Genomic DNA, 21,559 nt, shown 5'->3' with positions numbered 1-21,559 from the left:
TCAGGTCATAACACCAGATAAGGAACCAAGACATGATTTTTCAGAATCTTAGCATGACCATCACCGCAGCCGCGCTCACAATGGGCCTTGCTTCGGCGGTTGCCGCCCAAGACGAAGAGGCCGTGCTCAACGTGACGCTGGCCGGTGAAACCCATAACTTTACCCTGTCTGACCTGCAGTCGATGCCGATCTCAAGCTTTGAAACGACAACCATCTGGACCGATGGCTCGCAGGAGTTCGAAGGCGTTTCCCTCAAGGATCTGTTCGACACGTTGAACGTCGAAGACGGCACGATCACCGCGACGGCCATCAATGACTATGCTGTGGAAATCCCGATGTCCGACGCCGTCGAAGGCGGCCCGATCATCGCCTACTACACCAATGGCGAGGAAATGTCGCGCCGGGACAAGGGGCCACTCTGGGTCGTCTACCCTTACGACAGTGACATCGCCTACCAGACTGAACTGGTCTACAGCCGGTCGATCTGGCAGCTTGACCGCATTAGTGTCGAGTAACTGACAATGGCGCAGAGGGCTTGGATGAACGACGCAGGAAAATTCCGACCCGCGCGCGCCAGAAGCCGACAGGTATTGATGCTTATCCTCGTGGCGGGGATGAGCATCGCCGCCTATCTGGCCTATAACGTCTGGGATCGCATTCAGGCGCTCGACAGTGCGCAACAAGACCACGCCGAATGGGTTTTTACCCAGATTGAGATCGAGTTCCTCAAGACTGACCGCGCATTGGCGCAGGCGAAATCCGCCACGCCCGAGGCGCTGAAAGAGTTCCGCAAGCGGTTCGACATCTTCTACAGCCGCGTTTTGCTGGCCGAACGGATGCGCAATAACGCAAAGGCCAAACCCAAGATTCGCGAACTGCGCATCCTGCTGGATGGGTTCTTACCGGCGATTGATGGCACTGACGTCGAACTGGCCGCAGCGCTGGATGATATCGATACGATGCTGCGCAGCGTCGAGGATGTCCCGCGTGAGATTGCCTTGACCTCTATCGCCATCGCCAACGAGATGTCCCAGAATGAACGCCATGAGATCGTGCGACTGATCGAAGTGATGGCGGCGATCGTGTTGATCGTCACCCTTGCCTTGGTCGGCGCGGTCTACCGCCTGTCGCGGCAGGCCAGCCGGTTGAACCGCACCTCGCAATTGGTTGAAGAAAACCACCTGCGCCTTGCCACCACCCTTCAAGCATCGCTCGACGCCATCGTCGTTATCAACGACCACGGCGAGATCGAAGATTTCAACGGCTCCGCCGAAGAGATATTCGGAATCACCCATGAGGCCGCAAAGGGCAGGGACTATATCAGCCTGTTGATCCCGCCCGCCGACCGCAGCGTGCACCGCGAACGGCTTGAGAAATTCCGCCAGACTGGAGAGACGGAGGTCGCCGATAAGGGCCGCCGCGAGTTTGAAATGATCGACCAAACCGGGCGCATTTTCCCGGTCGAGATGTCCGTGTCGCAATCGCCCATGGGGCAGGGGGCGCTGTTCATCGCTTATATCCGGGATATCACCGAAAAACGCCTCCGCGAGGCCGAGATTATTGCCGCGCGTGACGAAGCCCTTGTTGCCTATCAGGAAAAGTCGCGCTTCTTCGCCATGATGAGCCACGAGATGCGCACGCCCCTCAATGGTGTGATCTCGGCTTTGCAACTGCTGCAAGATGACCGGCTCGACGATGAGCAAAAGCGCTATCTCGATGCGGGGATGACCTCGGGTGAGATTTTGTTGGGCCATATCAACGACGTGCTGGCCATCGAGCGCAGCGAGGCGGGCACCTATGAACAGGTGCGTCAGACCTGTGACATGACGGTGCTGATGGCGGGAATCATCAACACGATGGACCCTCTGGCCGAGGCCGGGGGCACGCGGCTGCACCTAGATTTGACGCAGTTGGACGACAAGGCCATCGTGACGGACCCACGGGCGATCCAGCAGATTTTGGTCAACCTTCTGAGCAACGCGATCAAGTTTAGCCCCGGCGGTGATGTGACATTGCGCGGGTGGTTCGCCGAATCTGGCTCAGAGGGGGAGGAGTTCCACCTTCAGGTCGAGGATGACGGACCCGGCATTCCGGCGGGGGATATCGACCGTATCTTCGAAGACTTCGTCTCGCTCGACAGCCGCTATGAGCGGCGCACTGGGGGCACCGGTTTGGGGCTTGGGATCGTGCGTCGTTTGGTCAAACGTTTGGGTGGCGAGATTACGTGCGACTCGACCGTGGGAGAGGGGGCATGTTTCACGCTGCGCTTGCCGGTGAAACTTGCTGATCTGGCAGAGATCGACTGCGACGCCGCCCCCGACCCACAGAAAAAACGCGTCGAGATGCTGCCAGCAAAGCGGCTCAACCTGCTGCTGGTGGACGACAATGAGATCAACTGCGAACTGATCATGGCAATGCTGGAGAAAATCGGCCATGATGTCACCCTTGCCACCGGTGGGCGCGCGGCGATCGAGCTTGCCGAAGACGCGCCCTTCGATGCGATCCTCATGGATATCTCCATGCCCGAGGTGAATGGCATTCAGGCGACCAAGGCGATTCTCTCCGGCGATGGCCCCAATCGGGAGACGCCGATCATCGCCGTGACCGCCCACGCCTTGCCGAAAGAACGGGCGGAGTTCAGCGCGGTCGGGATGTCGGGGTTTTTGCAAAAGCCGCTGGATATGAAAGTGCTGCGTGCAAAGCTGCGCGAGCTTTCGGGGCGTGAGGTGATGCCGGAACAGGCCCTGCCAGAGCGTTTGGCCAGCGCGCAGACATCGGTGCAGGCGAAATCCGCGAAACGGCCATTGTTGAACGAACAACAGATCGCGGACCTGATCGACCTATTGGGCGTGGAGAAGCTGCGGGAGCGGATGGAAAAGCTTGGCCAAAAGGGCGCGGATGACCTGCCCGCATTGATGGCCGCCGATGGCCTGCCCGATTTGCAGGCGCAGGCCCATGCCATGGCCGGGATGTGCGGCATGCTTGGGGCGGACCGGCTGCACGGCCTGCTCAAGGAGATCGAGACCGCCTGCAAGACCGGCAAAGACGGCGAAGCGCGCGGGCTGTCAAAGGCTTTGCCCGAAACTTGGGACGCGACCCTGGCAGCAATGAAGGCGCAGGTCGGTCTGTAACGGGGCGTGTCTGACCGGGGGGGGCGGCAACCTATCCTTAAGACTAGCCCGTTTATACCCCCGCCCAGATGCAGCGATGCAAAGCGCGACCTATAGTTAGACATACCCGCCGATAGACGGGTCTGCACGAAGGCGTCGTTGACCAGAACAATGACCGCGTCCCAAGCTGGCAACCGGTTCATTTCGACCGTTTCGCCTGAGAATATGCTTCACGACGCGGGCCTTCTCGGGAGCTGCTGCCCGTTCCCCTACCCCAGGGAGTGGCTCCTCGATAGACTTGCAGCGATGCGCCCCACCGGTTTTCCTGTCCCTCCCCTCGGGGAAGACCGGGGGCGCATACGGGCGGTCTGGCGGGGCTGTTTCACCTATCTGTGCGTTTATCACGCTTGTCGCAGCGGCATCTGGGCCGACCGCGCGCACCTTCGCTTTGGCACGGCCCAACCCCACGATCCGATGAACTGCCCTGTTGCATCCCCGCCCACTGGGGCATAACAGACAATAGTTTACTAAAAGAATCGGATTAAGGGGGCCGCAGTGCTCAGAACATTGTCATTCATTTGCTTGGCCTTTGGCGCGACTGCCGCCTCGGCGCAGGACTTTCCCGTCACCGTTGAACACGCCTTTGGCGAAACCATCATCGAAGAGCGGCCCGAACGGGTGGCGTCTGTCGGCTGGGCCAATCACGAGGTGCCCTTGGCGCTCGGCATCGTACCCGTCGGTTTTGCCCGCGCCTCATGGGGGGACGACGATGGCGATGGGCTGCTGCCTTGGGTGATCGAAAAGCTTGATGAATTGGACGCAGAGGTGCCCACGCTCTTTGACGAGGGCGATGGCATTGATTTCGAAGCCGTGGCCAGCACCCAGCCCGATGTGATCCTTGCCGCCTATTCCGGTCTGTCGCAGTCGGATTATGAAACGCTGAGCCGCATTGCGCCGGTCATCGCCTATCCCGAAGCCGCATGGACGACGACATGGCGCGAGATGATCCGCCAGAACGCGGCGGGCCTTGGCATGGCCGAAGAAGGTGACGCGATGGTCGCCGAGATCGAAGAGCGTATCGCCACCGCCCGCGAAGAATATCCCGAACTGGCTGGCAAAACCGGGATGTTCGTCACTCACCTCGATCCGCGCGACCTCAGCACCATCGGTTTCTACGCCGCCGCCGACCAGCGGGTGCAGTTCCTGACCGACATCGGCATGGCAACGCCCCAAGCGGTGCGCGAGGCCAGCGAGGCCGGGAAATACTCGGGCCGGGTCAGCGCAGAGCGGATCGATCTGTTCGAAGACGTGGATGTCGTGGTCACCTATGGCGATCAGGCGCGGTTGGACGAACTGGCCAAGAACCCGCTGATCGCGCGTTTCCCCGCCGTTTCCCGTGGCTCGGTCGTGCTACTGGCGAATGATCCGATGGGCACCGCCGCGAACCCGACGCCGCTGTCGATCGACAATGTGCTCGACGATTATCTTGCACGGCTGAGCGCGGCCGCCACGCGCGGGGAATAATGCAGGTGCAGCGCCCCCAGCGGCTGGCTGGTCTCGCGCTTTTGCTGGGCCTGCTGCTGCTGATAACCGGCCTGTCGCTGACCGTGGGCGCGCGTTCAGTGCCTTGGGCCGAGACCTGGGCGGGCATGACCGGCCGGATTGAGACCATCGGCGCTGCGGCGGTCGCGGTGCGGATGCCGCGCACGGCGCTGGCCATTCTCGCGGGGGGCGCGCTTGGCCTTGCGGGGGCGGTGATGCAGGGCATCAGCCGCAACCCACTGGCCGATCCGGGTATTCTGGGCGTGAATGCGGGCGCGGCGCTTTTCGTCGTGGTGGGCATCGCTTGGTTCGACATCAGCGGCGCGCAGAGCTTTCTGTGGCTCGGCATCGCCGGGGCCGGGGTGACGGCGGTTTTCGTCTATCTGATCGGCTCCGCCGGGCAGGGCGGGGCGACCCCGCTGAAGCTGACCCTTGCTGGCACGGCGACCTCTGTGGCGGTGTCGGCCTTTATCATCGCGGTGGTCCTGCCGCGCAATGACATCGCGGGCTCTGTGCAATCTTGGCAGGTGGGCGGCATCGGCGGCGCGAGCTTTGAGACGCTCTTGCCCGCCTTGCCCTTCGCGCTGGTCGGGTTTGCGCTAAGCCTCGCCTCGGCCCGGGTGCTCAACGCATTGGCCTTGGGCGAAGAGCTTGCCACCGGCCTTGGTCAGAGCGTCGCCTTGGGCCGGGTCATGGCGGCGGCGGGGGCTGTGATCCTCTGCGGCACGGCGACGGCGCTTTGCGGGCCGATTGGCTTTGTCGGGCTGGTGGTGCCGCATCTGTGCCGGATGATCGCGGGTGTTGATTACAAGCTGGTGTTGCCGCTCTCGGTCTTGGCGGGGGCCTCCATGCTGGGGCTGTCGGACGTGCTGGGCCGGGTCATCGCGCGCCCGAATGAGTTGGACGTGGGCATCGTCACCGCCTTTGTCGGCGCGCCCTTCTTTATCTGGACGGTGCGCAATCACAGGATGCGTGGGCTATGAGCGATGTGACCTTCACCGCCCCGCGCAGCACCCGCCCCGTGGCGGCGGGCCGCCTTCAGGTGCTGGGGTTTCTGGCGGCGCTTGTGCTGGGCTTGGTGCTGCTGACGCTCAGCTGCGGACGGGGCTGCGTGCCGCCGGGCGATGTCTGGGCCGCGCTGACCGGTGCGCCGGAGGCGAATGCCGCTTTCGTGGTGACCGAGTTGCGCTTGCCGCGTGCGGTCATGGGGCTGCTCGCCGGGGCCAGCTTTGGCTTGGGCGGGGTGGCGTTTCAGATCATGCTGCGCAATTCGCTGGCCAGCCCCGACATCATCGGCATCAGCGCCAGTGCGGGGGCGGCGGCGGTCTTTGCCATCGTTATTCTGGCCCTCGATGGGTGGTTGGTGTCGCTCGTCGCGGTGGCGGCGGGGCTTGGGGTCGCGGCGCTGATCTGGGCGCTGTCCTCGCGCCGCGGCGCTGCGGGGGCGCGGCTGATCCTGATTGGCATCGGCGTCTCGGCCATGCTCGATAGTGTGACAGCCTATGTCTTGCTCGAAGCGCCCGCATGGGACCGGGCCGAGGCGATGCGTTGGCTGACCGGCAGCCTCAATGGTATGCAGCTTGTCCAAGCCCTGCCCGTGGCCGGGGCGCTGTTGGTGTTCGGAGGGCTGCTGGCCGTTACCGCCCGCGATTTGGAGGTGCTGCGCCTTGGCGATGACACCGCCGAAGCCCTTGGCGTGCGGGCCGATGCCACGCGGCTGCGGGTGACACTGGCCGCCGTCGGCCTTGTGGCCATCGCGACGGCTGCGACCGGGCCGATTGCCTTTGTCGCCTTCCTCGCGGGGCCCATTGCGGCGCGGCTCTTGCCGGGGTCCCGCGGATTGCTTCTGGCGGCCGGTCTGGTGGGTGCAGTGCTGGTCATCGCGGGTGACTTCGTGGGGCAGTTCCTTTTGCCCGCGCGCTTGCCTGTTGGCGTCGTCACCGGGGCGGTCGGCGCGCCCTTCCTTTTGTATCTTATCGTTCGCGCCAATAGAAATGGGGGCACGCTATGACCCACGACCACCGTCTTGAAACGCGCAATCTGGGCGCGGGCTATGAAAAGCGCGTGATTTTGGAGGACGTCTCTCTCTCCCTGCCTGCGGGCAAGATCACCGCCATCGTGGGCGGCAATGCCTCGGGGAAGTCGACCCTGTTGCGGACGCTGGCGCGGATTTTGCAGCCAAAATCCGGCGCGGTTCTGCTCGATGGACAGTCGGTGCATCAGATGAAATCGCGCAAGCTGGCGCAGGTCATGGGGTTGTTGCCGCAATCGCCCATCGCGCCCGAGGGGATCGCCGTGGCCGACCTTGTCGGGCGCGGGCGGCATCCGCATCAGGGGCTGTTCTCGCGCTGGTCGGCAGAGGACGACCGCGCCGTGGCCCGCGCGCTCGCCGCGACCGGGACCGAAGAACTGGCCGAGCGCGATCTTGATACCTTGTCGGGTGGTCAGCGCCAGCGGGTGTGGATCGCCATGGCCTTGGCGCAAGAGACCGACCTGTTGTTGCTGGATGAGCCAACAACCTTTTTGGACGTCGCGCATCAAGTAGAAGTGCTGGACCTGCTTGTCGATCTCAACACCGCGCAGGGCACGACGATCGTCATGGTGCTGCATGATCTCAACCTCGCCGCGCGCTATGCCGACCACCTGATCGCCGTGGGCGATGGCGGCATCCGCGCCGAGGGGCCGCCCGCTGAGGTCCTGACAGAGGACCTGGTGAAAGCCGTCTTCGGCCTGTCGTGCCGTATTGTCAGCGACCCCGTTTCGCAGACCCCCTGCATGGTGCCGATCGGGCGCCATAAAATCGGGCAATCACGAAAAGAAGTCGCAGCTTAAAATAACTTACTAAATTAGTCAGATTGACTCTGGCGCCCTCCGTATCATAGGGGTAAGGAAATCCCGACTGATTCACTAGGTTATTACGGAGACCGCCATGCCCTCTTTTAAATTCATTCCCCTGCAACTAGGGCGCGGCTCTCTCAAGACGGCGCTTTTGTGCTGTACGGCGCTGGTGCCCGGCGCAGTCTCCGCGCAAGCGACCTACCAGTTGGACGACGTGATCCTAGAGACCAGCGCGCAAACCTCAGGCGCGGCGGATGCCGAAACCGTGGTCGCCAGCGAACTCAGCAGCGGCGGCAAGCTGTCGGGAGAGATCATTGATATCCCGGCCAGCGTCTCTGTCATCACCAGCCGCGAGATCGAGGCGCGCGGTGCGGATAGTGTGGAGCAGGTGTTGAACTACACCGCCGGCGCCAGCACCGACAGCTATGGCGCGGACGACCGGTTCGACTATTTCATTCTGCGCGGGTTCGAGGCCTATACCTACCGCGATGGGCTGACATTAGGCCCGAACTTTGGGGCCATCCGCGAAGAGCCCTTTGCCTTTGAGCGTGTGGAAGTCATCCGGGGCGCATCGTCTTCGACCTTTGGCCTGTCCGACCCCGGCGGCTCGGTCAACTATGTCACCAAACGCCCGCGCGACGAGCGGTTTGGCAGTGTTTACACCTCGGTGGACTCCTACGGCAGCTTGGAAACCGGTGTGGATTTCGGCGACACGCTGGATGAAGAAGGCACGCTCAGCTACCGTTTCACCGGCCTGCTGCGCAACGGCGAGCTTGAGTACCCCTATTCCGAGAATGACGAGTTCTTTGCGATGGGTGGCCTGACATGGCGTCCCTCCGATGCGTCTGAGCTGACCATGATCGTCGATCACCTTGACCGCGATTCTGTGCCCGGCAGCGGTGGTTTCCCGGCGGGCGGCGATTTTGACCGCAGCGACGTGTTCTACGGTGAGCCTGCCTATAACTACCGCGGCACCGAACGGACCACCGTTTCCGTTCTGGGCGCGCATGACTTTGGCAACGGGCTGAGCTTTGGCGGCACCCTGCGCTACAGCGACAGCGCGGATGACTTCGGCTATGCCTATGTCAGCGACTATACCCCGAATGACAGCATGGTGGACCGCGCGTACTTTGCCAGCGACGGCACGAGCGAGAACATGATCTCCGACCTGCATCTGACCTATGAGGGTTTCCTTGGCAGTGCGGCCAGCACCACCACGGCGGGGGTCGAATTCTCGTGGTCCGACGAGACCGATCAGCGCTTTTATGGCGCGGCGCCGTCGGTTGACCGCGACAACCCAAGCTACACAGGCCGTCCCACCAGCGTTCCGATTTTTGCCGATCTCGACACAGAGACGGAAGGCAAGGCGCTCTACCTTCAGCAAGAGCTGAACTGGAACGAACGTTTCATCGCCTCCTTCGGGCTGCGTCACGACTGGATCGACGTGACCGAAACCAACAACCTTGCCGGTACGGTGCAGACCAACGACATCAGCGAGACGACAGGCCGCGTGGGTCTGACCTATAAGATCAAGCCGAACGTTTCGGTCTTTGGGAACTACGCGCAGTCGGTCGTGCCCGCAGGCTTTGGCGTCGAGCCGGAAGAGGGCGAGCAGTTTGAGCTGGGCACGAAATGGCAGCCCATGGGCACCAATGCGCTGCTGACGGCCTCGGTCTATGACCTGTCGAAAAGCAACATCACCCGCACCAACCCGGCGACCAACCAGCCGGAAACCATCGGTGAAATCGGTGTCCGCGGCATCGATCTGGAAGCCAAAGCCGAGATGGGCGCCTATACCCTCACCGCCGCCTACAGCTATCTGGATGCCGAGATCAAAGAGAACGGCACCTCCGGCAACGTCGGCAACCGCCCCGGTCTGGTGCCTGAAAATGTCGCCTCGATCTGGGCCAGCCGGACATGGGAAAACCTTGGCCGTGGTGATCTGACGGTCGGGTTGGGCGCGCGGTTCAACAGCGGCTATTACTACAGCGACAGCAACGCGACAGGCGAGACGGGCAGCTTTGTCGTGGTGGATGCGGCCGTAAGCTATGACCTGTCCGAGCAGACCACCCTGTCGGCCAATGTCACCAACCTGTTCGACGAAAAGCACACCTCCTACGGCGGTTTCTACGCTGACTTCTACAGCCCCGGCCGTGAAGTCACCGTGAAGCTGGCCCATAGCTGGTGAGCCTAAAGCGCGGCACCACCCTCGTGTGCCGCGCTTTTCTTTGACCGGGAGGAGCCCCAGATGACCATCGCCAAAGCCAAGACCACCATCCCGATGGACGCGCCGGAGGAGATGCTCTCGCAGATCCTGTCGCATCTTGTTGATGACCACGGCATGGCGTTTCGCGCCAAAGGGGCGACCGGTCATGTGTTTGAGCAAGACGACTACCGGGTGGAGTTCGATCTCTGCGCGCGGGGGCTGGAAGTCAGCCTTCAAGCGCCCGGCGAAAACGCCTTGCAATTCTCGAAAGAGGGCATGGTGCATCACGTGGCGGAGTTTGATCTCGCGCTGGCCGATCGCATCCGCTGGCAGGGCATCTCGCAAGAGGCCGGTGCCACGCCGCAGAACTTTCGCCTGCTGACTGTGTTGAACAGCGAAATCCTGTTCGAGGGGATGCAGCGCGTCACCCTGCATTACCCGGATATTGCCGAACTCGCCGCGCAGGGGCTGCATCTGCGGTTGATCCTGCCGCGCGATCCCAGCCGCGCACCCGTGTGGCCCGTGATGGGCGCCAACGGTGCGCCGGTCTGGCCAAAGGGCGCGGATGAGTTGCACGCGCGCTATGTCACGCTCAAGAATATCCGCGCCGCGCGCGAAGAGGTCGATATCGACGTGGTGCGCCATGGATCGGGCTTGATTTCGCAATGGGCGCAGAACGCCCATGCCGGGCAACGGATCGGGGCAATGGGGCCGGTGGGCATCAGCGCCTTGCCCGAAGCCTCCTCCTATTTTCTGGCCGCAGATGGCACGGGGCTGCCCGCTGTGGCGCAGCTTTTAGCGCGCCTGCCAGAGGATGCGGTGGGCGATGTGGTGGCGGCCCTGCCGCGTGGCGTGTCCTATCGCGACTACCTGCCCAAGACCAAGCTGCGCGTCCATGCGCTGCCGCCCGCCGCGTTCGAGGCCGAGGTGCTAGGCCATGCGCAGGCGCTGACGGATGACGGTTTGGGCTATGCCTTTTTCGCCGGAGAGTTCCGGAACGCCCAGCAGTTGCGGGGGCATTTCAAAACCACCCTCGGCATGGATAAGACACGCCAGATTTGCACGGCTTACTGGCGGCGGGGCTGAGCGCGGCTTAGCGCCACGGCCCCGCGTCACCACGTCTGCCGGCCTTGGGGATACGGCTGCTGGTGGTGGGGCGGGCGCTCTCGGTCCGCACCGGGGCCGCCGTGGGCGTCATCGCGCGCAGGGCTGCGATGCGGTTTTCCGTCGCCGGGTGTGTGGCAAAGAGGCTGTCATGTTTATGCGCGTGCAGCGGGTTGATGATGAACATATGCGCCGTGGCCGGGTTCCGCTCGGCGGCGTGATTGTCGATCCGCGCGGCGCCCATCGCGATTTTCTCAAGCGCTGAGGCCAGCCAGAGCGGGTGGCCGCAGATCTCGGCCCCGGCCTTGTCTGCGGCATATTCCCGCGTTCTGCTGATCGCCATCTGCACCAGCGCTGCGGCCATGGGGGCAAGAAACATCATCATCAGCGTGCCGATCATCCCCATCCGTTCACGCGCGCCGCCGAAAAATAGGGCGAAGTTCGCCAGCATCGAAATTGCACCCGCGAAGGTGGCCGTCACGGTCATGATCGCGGTATCATGGTTGCGGATATGGGCCAGTTCATGCGCGATGACGCCCGCCAGTTCCTCGCGGCTGAGGCTTTGCATCAGCCCTTTCGTCACTGCCACGGCAGCATTGGCCGGGTTGCGCCCGGTGGCAAAGGCGTTGGGTTGCGGCGTGTCGATCAGATAGACCTTCGGTTCGGGCAGGCCCGCGTTCCGCGCAAGCTCGGCTGTGAGGGCATAAAGCCCGGTGCGGTCATTGGGGGAAACCGGCTGCGCGTTGTGCATCTTGAGCACCATGCGGTCGGAGTTCCACCACGTAAAGGCGTTCATCCCCGCCGCCACCACAAGTGCGATCAGCGCACCGCCCGATCCGCCGATCAGGTAGCCGACCCCCATGAAAAGCGCGGTCATCGCCGCCATCAGCATCGCTGTCTTTACATAGCCCATCTTGGTCTCTCGCGGTTGTCCTTTGATAGGAAATATGGGTCGATTTTCGCAGGGTGCAAGGCAGGCCGCGGCAGAGCGGCTAGTCGTCGAGATCATCCTCATCGGGTGTCGTGTGCAGGTAGATATGGCCGATCCTGCGGATCAGCGGAATGTTCACAAAGGCAACGATGGCGGCGGCAATCCCAAGACGGCTGAGGACGCTCAGCGGCATGGGGTCGTCTCCTTTGGCATAAATCAGCACCACGAAGGTCACCACCAAAAACCAGATGGCGAGGCTTGTCAGCAGGCGGCGCATGGGGTGTTTTGGTATTTCAGTCATAGCCGCCTCAGATTGCACGCTCCTCCGCACTATTCCGAGGGTGTGGGCAATCCGCAAGGGCGTTCCATAAGGCGGCCCGGATCAAAACCCGTGGATTGCCTACCCGCTACTGGCTCGCCATCCCCGCCAGCATCGCGGCCATGGCAACGAGATGGACCAGCGTTATCGCCCGATCATTCCAAAGCACCCCGACGATCAGCCAGCCCAGAACCCCCACCACAAAGAGGTAGAGGTTCCAAGGCGTCCAGCCAAAGCCGGTGGCGGCATAGCCAAGAATCTGGATCACCGAAGCCACCCATTTGACCCAGAACGCCAGCTGCGCAGGAGCCGCGCGCGCGATCGCCTCAGACGCCACGGGTCAGCCCCCCGTCGATGCGCCAGTTCTGCCCGGTGACATAGGCGCCGCCTTCGGAGGCGAGCCAGCCGATCAGCGAAGAGACTTCAGCCTCGGTTCCATAGCGCCCCATGGGGATGCGCGCGCGGCGGTCTTCGGTCTCGGGCAGGCTGTCGATAAAGCCGGGGAGGACGTTGTTCATGCGGATGTTTTGGCCCGCGTATTGATCTGCATAGAGCTTGGTGAAACCCGCGAGCCCGGCCCGGAAGACGCCTGAGGTGGGGAAAAGCGGGTCCGGCTCAAAGGTGGCAAATGTCGAGATATTGATGATCGCGCCGCCGCCCTGCGCCGCCATGATCCGTGTCACCAGACGGGTGGGGCGGATCACGTTCATCAGATAGACATCCAACCCGCCGTGCCAGTCTTCGTCAGTCATCTCTAGGATGTCGCCTTTCGGCCCATGTCCGGCGGAGTTCACCAGCACATCAACGCGGCCCCAGCGGTCCATCGCGCCATCCACCAACTGCGCCAGCGCCTCTTGCGATTGGTTCGAGCCGGTGATGCCAAAGCCGCCCAATTCGGCGCCAAGCGCCTCTCCCTTGCCGGAGGATGAGAGCACGCCGACCTTAAAGCCATCAGCGGCCAGTTTGCGGGCCGCCCCCGCGCCCATGCCGCTGCCGCCTGCGGTGATCAGGGCTACTTTTTCTGTTGTCATCGGATATACTCCATATGCTGTGCAGCGATTGCGCTGCGGTGTTATGGTTTTTTAATTAGGCGCAGTACGCTGTGCTGGCCAGCCAGATGCATTGTCGTATGACTGTAGGAATTCTATCGTGCCCACAGACTTTCCACTGCCGCCCCTGAACGGACTTCGCGCTTTTGCCGCGGCGGGGCGTCATATGAACTTCCGCGCCGCTGCGGATGAATTGGGCGTCACCCAAGGGGCGGTCGCCCAGCAGGTGCGCGGGCTGGAGGATCATCTGGGGCTGCGCCTGTTTCTACGCGAACCACGCGGCCTTGCCTTTACCGACGAAGGGCGGGCCTATCATGCCTCTGTATCGCGGGCTTTTGAGCAGTTGAGCGAGGCGACGGATGCCCTGCGCAGCGCGCCCGCGCGGGTGACGGTCAGCGTGACACCGACTTTTGCGTCGAAATGGCTGATCCCCCGCTTGTCAGACTTCACCGAAGCCCATCCCGGCATCGACTTGCGCATCACGGCGACGGAGCGGGTGGCGAGCTTTCATGCGGATGGGATCGACCTTGCCGTGCGTCAGGCGCGTCCGCCTTTCGGTGCCAGTCTGCGGGCTGATCTGCTGTTCGCGCAGGAGGTTGTGGCGGTTTGTTCGCCCAGTTTGACGGCTGACGGCACGCCACTGGATGCGGTGGGTCTGGCGCGACTGACCCTGCTCCACGACACGCATGATCTTTGGCCGCGTTTTGCGCAAGAGGCGTTTGATAGCGTTGTAAAACCAGCGCGGCGGCTTCGGTTTAACCAAACAACGCTTAGTCTGGATGCCGCTCTCGCCGGGCAGGGGGTGGCGCTGGCGAGCCGCTTTTTGGTCCAGCGCGATCTTGAGGCGGGGCGGTTGGTGTGCCCGGTGCCTCATGTGATGGAGGTCGGGCAGGATTTCTATCTGCTTTCTCCGCGCCAAGGGGTTTCAAGTGCTGCGATCATCGTGCGCGATTGGCTTTGCACGGTGGCAAAACGCGAGGCAGGTTAGCCCGGCGCGCGGGCCTTCAGGCGTAGGAAGCTGTCCTCCCTTGCCAAAACATAGTGCTTTCGCTCTCCTCCGCGTCCAATGTGCGCTCGGATTGCTCGACCGCGCGGGTGAAGGGGCGATGTCATCTTCGGTCAGCTGATTGCGCCAACCCCACACCGAAGACGGCCTTCCCTCGTTGCACTTTCTGCTCAGCGGTCTGTCGAAACCTTTTGGTTTCACGTTTAACACTTTGCCGATCCGGTCATTGGGTAGAGGCGGAAAATATCATCGCCCATTGGGATGAGGATGTGGCGCTGGCCTTGCCAGCCCGACTGATCCGGACCCGCGCGGGGCGGTCTTATGATGGATTTGCCCGATCATATCGAGGCTGCCGATGTGGTGGCGCAACTGGCGGCGGTGGTCAGCACCCCCGCGGGGACCGACCGCACGGGGTACGCGCTCCGGGCTCTCTTGGTCTAGCGTTTGGGGATCCTACGATGTGCCGTCAGGAGGCGGCCACCGCATCGGGCCGCCCTTTGAGAGTGGGGAAATCCACGAAAAAGGTCGTGCCCTCACCCTCGGCTGTTTCAAAACGGATTTCGCCGAGGTGCTGATCCACGATGGCTTTGACGATGCTCATGCCCAGCCCATGCCCTTCTTCGACGCGGTAGCTGGACCCGCGGGAAAACCGGTCGAACAGGACCGGTTGCAGCTCCAACGGCAGGCCGCTGCCGTGGTCCTTGACCCAAAACCCGGTGCCATCCTCCGACAGGCCAAGCTGGACCGTGCCCCCTTCGTCAGAGGCTTTGATCGCGTTGGACAACAGGTTTGACAACAGCCGCATGAGCCGCCCCTCGTGCAGCCGCAAAAGCGGGGCGGGGGCCTCGGATGGGGTCATTTCCAAACCGACACCGCGCTCTTTGGCGTAGGCGACCAAGGTCTCTGAGGCTTGGGCCAACAATGGCGCCAAGGGGCGCTCAGAAAAGCCGGATTGATCCGGTCTGCGCAGGGTTTCCACATCCAGAATATCCCCCACCATCTGATCGATTGCCCGCGCGTTTCGCAGCGCAAGTTCCAGCAGCTTGCGCTTTTGCGGCGGCAGGTCGCCGGGGCTGACCTCAAGCAAGCGCAGCGCCCCGGTAAGCGCGGTCAGCGGTGTTTTCATCTCGTGGCTCACCGTGGCGATAAGCTGGTCCTTGGCGCGCTCAAATTCGCGCTGTTCGCTGACATCGCGCACCACCCCAAGATAGCCCAGATGTTCGCCGCGATCGGTCTCGACCTTGGCAGTGGCGACTTGGCCTTCGAAGGTCGAGCCATCGGCGCGGCGGCAGGCAACGGAAAACGCGCCCTGCGTGCTGGCCGTGCTGGCATTTGACAGCTCTTCGCCTATGCGCTCATAGCTGCCAAGGGTCTCATAGAGAACGGCCGTCTGCCGCCCCAAAAGCGCGTCGGGGGCATAGCCGAACAGGGTTTCGACCGCCGGGTTCACCAGCGCCACGCGGCGGTTGGGGTCGGCCATGATAATGGCCTCGGGCACGGCATCCACCATTGCCTTGAGCAGCCCGCGCTGTTCGCGCAGCGCACGGCGTTCGGATTGCAGGGACAGCTCGCTGCTCAGCCACCGGGCGAGGAATTGGACGAATTGGCTCTGCGCCTTGCTGAACGGGGCCGGGCGCGGGGCGGTGCCGGAAAAGTTCAACGTCCCAAACAGCGTGTCCCCGGTTTTCAGCGGCGCCCCGATATAGCTTTCCAGACCGAAATTCTTATAACACGGATGGGTCGAAATCTCTTGCTGACCGGCGTGGTGGAAAGAGGTCACATCGGCATTGGCAAGCGTGTGCAGGCAATAGGTGCCATTGATGTCAAAGGTGCTGCCGGGGGCAGGCGCCCAGTCAGGGCCGTGGACATAGACACATTCGTAAACCGGATGATCCACGCGAGAGACGATGCCGAGTTCAAGACCAAGCGCCTCTGTGCCCAGTTGCAAGAGCTTGGCGATTTTGTCTTCGACGGAAAGATCAGGCTCGACAGCAAGCATATAGAGTTGCCGCAGCGGATCATCGAAATCCGCCAAAGCGTTGTAAAAGTCGTTCATTATTGCCTCTGTCGTGGTCTTTGCACCTGACTTGGCGAGAAGGCAGATGTTTGACCCAAGGTATCCCCCTTACGCTCTGCTGCCAATGCCGCAGCGGGTGAATTGGGGCAAGAATGGGGCTTTTCACCCCGGTAATGCAGATAATTGTGGATTATCGGACGGGAGAGGGCGGCTAAGCGCGGCAAGTCCTGCCTCAGGAGGGCAGAAACCGGTGACCTTTGCAAAGCGGTGGTCATCGCCGTTTCTATGGCTATGGTACCGCCAACGAGGGTCGCCAAAGGGGAGAGTTGACCATGCGATTGATGCGATACGGGGCGCGTGACGGGGCAAAAACGCCGGTGGTGCTGGATGCTGCAGGGCAGGCGCGGGATGTCAGCAGCCTTGTGCCAGACTTCACGCCCGAAACCATTCCGACATTGCGCAAGATGTTGGATGGCGTCGATCTGGAAAGTCTGCCGCTGGTCGAGACCCAAGGCCAGCGTATCGCTGCACCGGTCAGCCAGCCGCGCAACATCTGGGGCGTGGGGTTGAACTATTCCGACCATGCGGCGGAATCGGGCATGGACGTGCCGACCGAGCCGATCCTGTTCACCAAGGCCAGCCGCACCTATTGCGGGCCGAATGATCCGCTCCTTTACTCCAAAGAGATGAGCAAACTTGACTGGGAGGTCGAGTTGGGCGTGGTGATCGGCCATACCGCGTTGAACGTCAGCCGTGATCAAGCGCTGGACCATGTGCTGGGCTATTGCGTCGTCAATGACGTGTCGGAACGCGCTTGGCAGGCCGAACGGGGCGGGCAATGGGTCAAGGGGAAGAGCTTTCCCAACTTTTGCCCCACAGGGCCGGTTTTGGTGACGGGCGATGAGGTGGGCGATCCCGGCAAACTGTCGCTCTGGGCCGAGATCAACGGAGAACGGCTGCAAAACGGCACGACCGAGAAGATGGTTTTTGATGTGGCGACGATCGTTTCCTACATGTCCGAATTCATCCAGCTAGAGCCCGGCGATCTGATCTGCACGGGCACCCCACCGGGCGTGGGCATGGGGTTCAAACCGCCACGCTACCTTAGCCCCGGCGACCGGGTTCGGCTAAGCGTCCAAGGGTTGGGCGAGCAAGAGCAGGTGGTGGAGCGGCTGCCCGTGCGTTGAAGGGGCCAGCCGCCACGGGTGCCACCGGCGAGGGCGATGGCGGGTGACAGGATCGGGTGTCTAGGCGACCTCGGCCTCGCGCGCTTCGGCGGCGGCGACAGCGATGGCGGGACGCAGGGGCAGGGTCAGCAAAAAGCTGCTGCCCTTGCCCATGATGCTGGTGGCGACAAGGCTGCCGCCATGGGCCGTGGCGATATCGCGTGAAATCGCAAGGCCCAGCCCGGTGCCGCCAAAGCGGCGGGTGGCGGTGGAATCAACCTGATGGAAGGGCTCGAAGACGCGCTCCAACTCGTTCTCCGGGATGCCGATGCCCGAATCCGTCACGCGGAATTCAACCACTTCCCCGCGGATGCGGCAGGTCAGCGAAATGGTGCCTTGATCCGAGAATTTCGTCGCGTTGCTTAGCAGGTTGATCAACACCTGCTGGATGCGTTTGCCATCCGCCAGCATCACGCCGGTTGCCGATTTCACGTTTAGCTCCAGCCCCTTGTCTTCGATCATCGGGCGTAGCTGATCGGCGGTAGGGGTGACGATATCGTCGATCTGCACTGGTTCCATCGCGATCGAAAGGCTGCCAGCGTCGATCTTGGCAAAATCGAGCACCTCGTTGATCAGGGTCAGCAGGTGATTGCCCGAACGCTCCACCGTTTGCATGATATCGCCCAGTTTGCCCATCGTGGCGGACAGTTTGGGCGCCAGTGTTTCACGGGTCTTGGGGTCCGCCTCAATAGCGGTACGAAGATCGCGCGCTGCCGGGGTGCGGTCGAAATGCCGCGCAAGGCGGACATGGCCCAAGATGACCGTCAGCGGCGTGCGCAACTCATGGCTCAGCACGCCCATGAAGTCGGTCTTGGCCTTGTTCGCGTCTTCGGCGGTCAGCAGCGCCTTTTTCAGATCGGTCACGTCAATCCGCAAACCCACGACGCTGCCGTCTTCCATCCGCCGGTCCGAGGTGCGGATGATGCGGCCATCGGGCATGCGCTGTTCGGTTTCAAAAGCGCCGTTCTCTCGTTTTTCCAACCAGACGCGAATCCACTCTTCTTCCTTGCCGATGGCATCGGGCACGATCCCACGGCGGATGCTGTCACGGACAATCTTTTCATAGGATGATCCGGGCTTCACCACCTCGCTATAGTTGTGGATTTCGCGGTATTTTTCATTGCAAAGCACCAAGATGCCCTTTGCGTCATACATGACAAAACCATGGTCCAAAGCCTCGACGCCCGTGCGCAGACGTTCTTCGGCGAGTTTGCGGTTCTCGGCCAAGCCGATGATATACCAGGCAAAAATGGTGACCCCTAGGGCGCCTTGCAGACGCAAAATCCAGTTCAGCCAGAAGTCGGGACGATGCTCTGGCCAGCCGCCTTTGACAGTGGCGGCCAATTGCCAAGCGCCGAAAGCAAAGTTGAAGTCGAGCTCGATGGGGTCGATCAAAGTCATCTCGGGGTCGCCGATGATCGTCTGTTCGATCTCTCCCTCGGGGGTCAGCTCGCGGATGGCCAGATCGTATTTTTCGGTCAGTTCGGGGATGCGCAGCTGCGTGACGAGCGCGTCGTAATCCACAACCATGGAGAGGATGCCCCAAGGTTCGTTCGGGGCGGCGGCGGTGCTGGTTGAATCAAAGATCGGATGCCGCAGGATCAGCCCGCGCCCGCCTTGCACCAGATCAACCGGGCCGGTCACCAACCCTTCGCCGGTCCGCAGGGCCTCTTCGACCTTGGGCAGTTGCGCCGCGTTTTGGCGGTAGTCCAGCCCCAGCACGCCGCGATTGGCCTCATAGGGGTGGACGATTGTCACGACGAGGTCGGGGGCCACGGCGAGGTTAATCACATCCGGGTTCTCGGCCATGAACTCGGCCGCGCGGGCGCTGAATTCGGACTGGGTGATTGTGGGGTTCTCACTGATGACCGTGGCCAACTCACGCAGCTTCAGGATCTGGTCAAAGATATCCGCGCGGATTTGTTCGCGGACTTCGATCAGCTCTAAGGTGGTATCAAGCTCCAGATTCTGCATGTAGGTCTGATAAGACAGGGTCTCGATCCGGTGGCCAAAGCCCAGGACAACGCCGCACAACACGACCAGAACGATAATCCGTTTCGCACGCTGAGACAGCGCATTTCTCATTTTTTCCATGCCGGCTTTGCCCAAATCGGTCTCTGTCCTCCGCCCTCCGGCCTTCTTAGTGCCGAATACGCCCTTGGGGTATTAGACTGCAGGGGGCTTTGTTGACGCAAGGAAAATACCCGGATGCAGACAAATGCTGGGCAACAGCGTCAAATTTGCAAGTGACGCCTTTTATCCTTGGGGCGATCGCCCCAGCAATTCAACCAAAACGCGGTGCAAAAGGGCGATATCCTGAGGGTTGGACATATTGGGCGCGTGGCCGCAGTCGGGGAATTCACTCATCCCGGGCCGCGAGCCGCTTTGGGTCATGCGCTCTGCAGCCTCGGGCAGCAACAGGTCCGACCGGGCGCCGCGCAAAAGATGCGTGGGCGTGGTGGTCCGGTCCCAACGGTCCCAAGTGGAAAGCTCATGGGCTGAGGCGGTGAACTGCACGGTGATGCGCGGGTCATAATGCAGGGTCAGCCGTCCGTCCCCCCGGCGGCGCAGCGAAGACCGCGCCATGCGCTGCCAATAGGCATCGGCCGCCGGGCCGAAGGGGGCATAGGTCTGGCGCAGCCACGCTTCACCTTCGGCAAAGCTGCCAAAGTCTGGCAGGCTGCCCACATAGGAGAGGATCCGGTTCACCGCCGTCGCGGGTAGTTCGGGGCTGATGTCGTTCACCACCAATGCGCTGACCCGCGCGGTCTCGGGGCCCGAAGCCATGTGCATCCCGATCATGCCGCCCAAAGAGGTGCCAAACCACGCGGCGCGGTCAATCTGGAAGTGATCCAACACCCCTGTCGCGATGCGCGCATAATGTTCGACCGAATACTCCGCCTCAGGGCTGGCCGCCCAACTTGACCGGCCCCGCCCGATCATATCGGGGCAGAGCACGTGGAAATTTTGCGACAAGGTCGCGGCCACCTCGTCAAAGTCGCGCCCGGTGCGGGCGAGACCGTGCAGCATCATCAAGGCAGGGTTCTTGCGCTCGCCCCATTCAGTGACATGGATTTCGTGTCCCATGACGGGGATGAAATGGAAACGGGGGGAGGTCATCCGCGCGCGCCTTTCTGTATCAGGTTCAGCGCGCGGTTGGTGCTGCCATCCGCGCCGTCGGTGAATTGCGACAGCGGCGGTCTCCGCACCTGTGCGACCGGGGCCAGCTTGGTCATGGAACGGCGGCGATCCATCTGCGTGTCTTCATGGTATCCTCCCTAAACGGGCCAGCGCCATGTTGCGCCGTCTCCCCCCGTCGACTAGCTTAAGTTTTCAGCATCCGAAAAAGAAATAAACGGAGCAAGATGGTGGAAATACGTACCGATGATTGCTTCGAGACGGGGCGCTTTGCAGAGCTTGCCTTTGTGCATGCGCCCATCGGGCTGGTGGTGACCGAGAACCGCTGCATCCGCGATTGCAACAATGCCTTTGCGCAGATGTTCGGCTATCCGCGCGCCGACCTGCGCGACCAGCTTTTCGCCATTCTCTACCCCTCGGATGAAGAGTTCGTAAACATCCGCGACCGTGGCGTGGACCAGTTGCGCAAGACCAACACCTATTGGGACGAACGCATCATGGCGCGGCGCGATGGCAGCCTGTTTTGGTGCCGTGTGCGGGGCCATTCCTTCACGCCCGAACGCCCGCTCGACCGCGCGGTCTGGAGCTTTGCCGACCTCTCCGCCGAGCGGCCCTACCTGCCGCTTACCCGGCGCGAGCGCGAGATCCTGAGCCATCTGGCAGAGGGGCTGACCAGCAAGCAAATTGCGCTCAACCTCGATATTTCGCACCGGACGGTCGAAGTGTACCGCGCGAAACTGCTCAAGAAATTCGGCGTCAGCAATACCTCTGGCCTGTTTCATTCGCTGGGCGGCATCGACAGCGATCATGTGGTGTCCAACAGTTCTAAGTGACGCGCCCGGCGCTCAGCCCGCATCACTCTGCCTGTCGGGCAGTTTTGACTGCGCCGGGGGCGGGGCCGCCGCGTGGGGCTGATCCTCATCGTCGGGTTTCTCGGCAGCCTCGGCCATTGCGTCGGCCTGAGCGTAGAGGCTGCGGATCTCCATCAGATCGGCTTTGGTTGGCGCCTTGCTCTGTTTCGTCGTTCCCTCAAAGGGATGCGAGTCTGGGGTTTCACTATTTGTCACTGGCTA

Annotated in this window: 20 protein-coding genes; 11 read left to right on the top strand and 9 right to left on the bottom strand. The window is 62.2% G+C overall.

The annotated features are described in order from the left end of the window. Positions 1-32 precede the first annotated feature (32 nt). The 8 genes from B5M07_RS14240 (at position 33) to B5M07_RS14205 (ending at position 10,782) form a co-directional block, all read left to right on the top strand. Complete coding sequence (locus B5M07_RS14240; RefSeq protein WP_120351800.1) at positions 33-515, top strand: molybdopterin-dependent oxidoreductase; 483 nt, start codon at positions 33-35, stop codon at positions 513-515. A 78-nt stretch (positions 516-593) separates the two neighbouring features. Continuing rightward, a complete protein-coding gene (locus tag B5M07_RS14235) occupies positions 594-3,131 on the top strand; it encodes an ATP-binding protein (RefSeq protein ID WP_240791580.1) in 2,538 nt (845 codons plus the stop codon). A gap of 534 nt (positions 3,132-3,665) precedes the next feature. Continuing rightward, positions 3,666-4,634 (top strand): iron-siderophore ABC transporter substrate-binding protein, encoded by a 969-nt coding sequence (locus B5M07_RS14230; protein ID WP_120351798.1) that lies wholly within the window; start codon positions 3,666-3,668, stop codon positions 4,632-4,634. Further along, positions 4,634-5,635, top strand: a complete 1,002-nt coding sequence (locus B5M07_RS14225; RefSeq protein ID WP_120351797.1) for a FecCD family ABC transporter permease — start codon at positions 4,634-4,636, stop codon at positions 5,633-5,635. The genes B5M07_RS14230 and B5M07_RS14225 overlap by 1 nt, the downstream gene beginning before the upstream one ends. After that, complete coding sequence (locus B5M07_RS14220; RefSeq protein ID WP_120351796.1) at positions 5,632-6,663, top strand: FecCD family ABC transporter permease; 1,032 nt, start codon at positions 5,632-5,634, stop codon at positions 6,661-6,663. The genes B5M07_RS14225 and B5M07_RS14220 overlap by 4 nt, the downstream gene beginning before the upstream one ends. After that, positions 6,660-7,484 carry an ABC transporter ATP-binding protein gene (locus tag B5M07_RS14215; protein ID WP_120351795.1) on the top strand — a complete coding sequence of 275 codons (825 nt, stop codon included), beginning with the start codon at positions 6,660-6,662 and terminating at the stop codon, positions 7,482-7,484. Before B5M07_RS14220 ends, B5M07_RS14215 begins: the two co-directional genes overlap by 4 nt. A gap of 97 nt (positions 7,485-7,581) precedes the next feature. After that, positions 7,582-9,678: a TonB-dependent siderophore receptor gene (locus B5M07_RS14210; RefSeq protein WP_120351794.1), complete on the top strand. Its 2,097-nt coding sequence runs from the start codon at positions 7,582-7,584 to the stop codon at positions 9,676-9,678. Positions 9,679-9,738: 60 nt separating this feature from the next. Beyond that, entirely contained in the window at positions 9,739-10,782 is a 1,044-nt protein-coding gene (locus tag B5M07_RS14205) for a siderophore-interacting protein (protein WP_120351793.1), read from the top strand. 7 nt (positions 10,783-10,789) lie between these two features. On the opposite strand, the gene htpX is transcribed toward B5M07_RS14205, so the two are convergent. From htpX to B5M07_RS14185, 4 genes are all read right to left on the bottom strand, one after another. Beyond that, on the bottom strand, positions 10,790-11,713 hold the full coding sequence (htpX, locus tag B5M07_RS14200; protein ID WP_120351792.1) for a zinc metalloprotease HtpX: 924 nt from the start codon (positions 11,711-11,713) through the stop codon (positions 10,790-10,792). A gap of 79 nt (positions 11,714-11,792) precedes the next feature. Next, entirely contained in the window at positions 11,793-12,032 is a 240-nt protein-coding gene (locus B5M07_RS14195; RefSeq protein WP_120351791.1) for a hypothetical protein, read from the bottom strand. Positions 12,033-12,138: 106 nt separating this feature from the next. Continuing rightward, positions 12,139-12,387 (bottom strand): DUF6552 family protein, encoded by a 249-nt coding sequence (locus B5M07_RS14190; RefSeq protein WP_067622820.1) that lies wholly within the window; start codon positions 12,385-12,387, stop codon positions 12,139-12,141. Next, on the bottom strand, positions 12,377-13,081 hold the full coding sequence (locus B5M07_RS14185; protein WP_120351790.1) for an SDR family oxidoreductase: 705 nt from the start codon (positions 13,079-13,081) through the stop codon (positions 12,377-12,379). Before B5M07_RS14185 ends, B5M07_RS14190 begins: the two co-directional genes overlap by 11 nt. Before the next feature lie 118 nt (positions 13,082-13,199). On the opposite strand from B5M07_RS14185, the gene B5M07_RS14180 reads away from it, so the two are divergent. Further along, positions 13,200-14,087, top strand: coding sequence for a LysR substrate-binding domain-containing protein (locus tag B5M07_RS14180; protein WP_120351789.1), 888 nt, complete (start codon positions 13,200-13,202; stop codon positions 14,085-14,087). A gap of 484 nt (positions 14,088-14,571) precedes the next feature. On the opposite strand, the gene B5M07_RS14175 is transcribed toward B5M07_RS14180, so the two are convergent. Then, the gene (locus B5M07_RS14175) at positions 14,572-16,161 is read right to left on the bottom strand and encodes an ATP-binding protein (protein ID WP_120351788.1); all 1,590 of its coding nucleotides are present in this window, start codon (positions 16,159-16,161) and stop codon (positions 14,572-14,574) included. 293 nt (positions 16,162-16,454) lie between these two features. Between B5M07_RS14175 and B5M07_RS14170 the strand changes: the two genes are divergently transcribed. Further along, positions 16,455-17,309 (top strand): fumarylacetoacetate hydrolase family protein, encoded by an 855-nt coding sequence (locus tag B5M07_RS14170; protein ID WP_067622831.1) that lies wholly within the window; start codon positions 16,455-16,457, stop codon positions 17,307-17,309. A 60-nt stretch (positions 17,310-17,369) separates the two neighbouring features. On the opposite strand, the gene B5M07_RS14165 is transcribed toward B5M07_RS14170, so the two are convergent. The 3 genes from B5M07_RS14165 to B5M07_RS19495 form a co-directional block, all read right to left on the bottom strand. Further along, positions 17,370-19,442: a sensor histidine kinase gene (locus B5M07_RS14165; RefSeq protein WP_162931874.1), complete on the bottom strand. Its 2,073-nt coding sequence runs from the start codon at positions 19,440-19,442 to the stop codon at positions 17,370-17,372. Positions 19,443-19,604: 162 nt separating this feature from the next. Next, entirely contained in the window at positions 19,605-20,468 is an 864-nt protein-coding gene (locus tag B5M07_RS14160; protein ID WP_120351786.1) for an alpha/beta fold hydrolase, read from the bottom strand. Continuing rightward, complete coding sequence (locus tag B5M07_RS19495; protein ID WP_162931873.1) at positions 20,465-20,602, bottom strand: hypothetical protein; 138 nt, start codon at positions 20,600-20,602, stop codon at positions 20,465-20,467. Before B5M07_RS19495 ends, B5M07_RS14160 begins: the two co-directional genes overlap by 4 nt. Before the next feature lie 111 nt (positions 20,603-20,713). On the opposite strand from B5M07_RS19495, the gene B5M07_RS14155 reads away from it, so the two are divergent. Beyond that, the gene (locus B5M07_RS14155) at positions 20,714-21,319 is read left to right on the top strand and encodes a LuxR family transcriptional regulator (RefSeq protein ID WP_120351785.1); all 606 of its coding nucleotides are present in this window, start codon (positions 20,714-20,716) and stop codon (positions 21,317-21,319) included. Positions 21,320-21,331: 12 nt separating this feature from the next. Here the strand turns inward: B5M07_RS14155 and B5M07_RS19490 are convergent, their stop codons facing one another. Beyond that, positions 21,332-21,553 (bottom strand): hypothetical protein, encoded by a 222-nt coding sequence (locus B5M07_RS19490; RefSeq protein WP_132444230.1) that lies wholly within the window; start codon positions 21,551-21,553, stop codon positions 21,332-21,334. Positions 21,554-21,559: the final 6 nt, after the last annotated feature.

This window comes from Sulfitobacter sp. D7, assembly GCF_003611275.1.
In the GTDB taxonomy this organism is placed as follows: Bacteria; Pseudomonadota; Alphaproteobacteria; order Rhodobacterales; family Rhodobacteraceae; genus Sulfitobacter; species Sulfitobacter profundi.
This window is presented reverse-complemented; position numbering and strand designations above follow the sequence as displayed.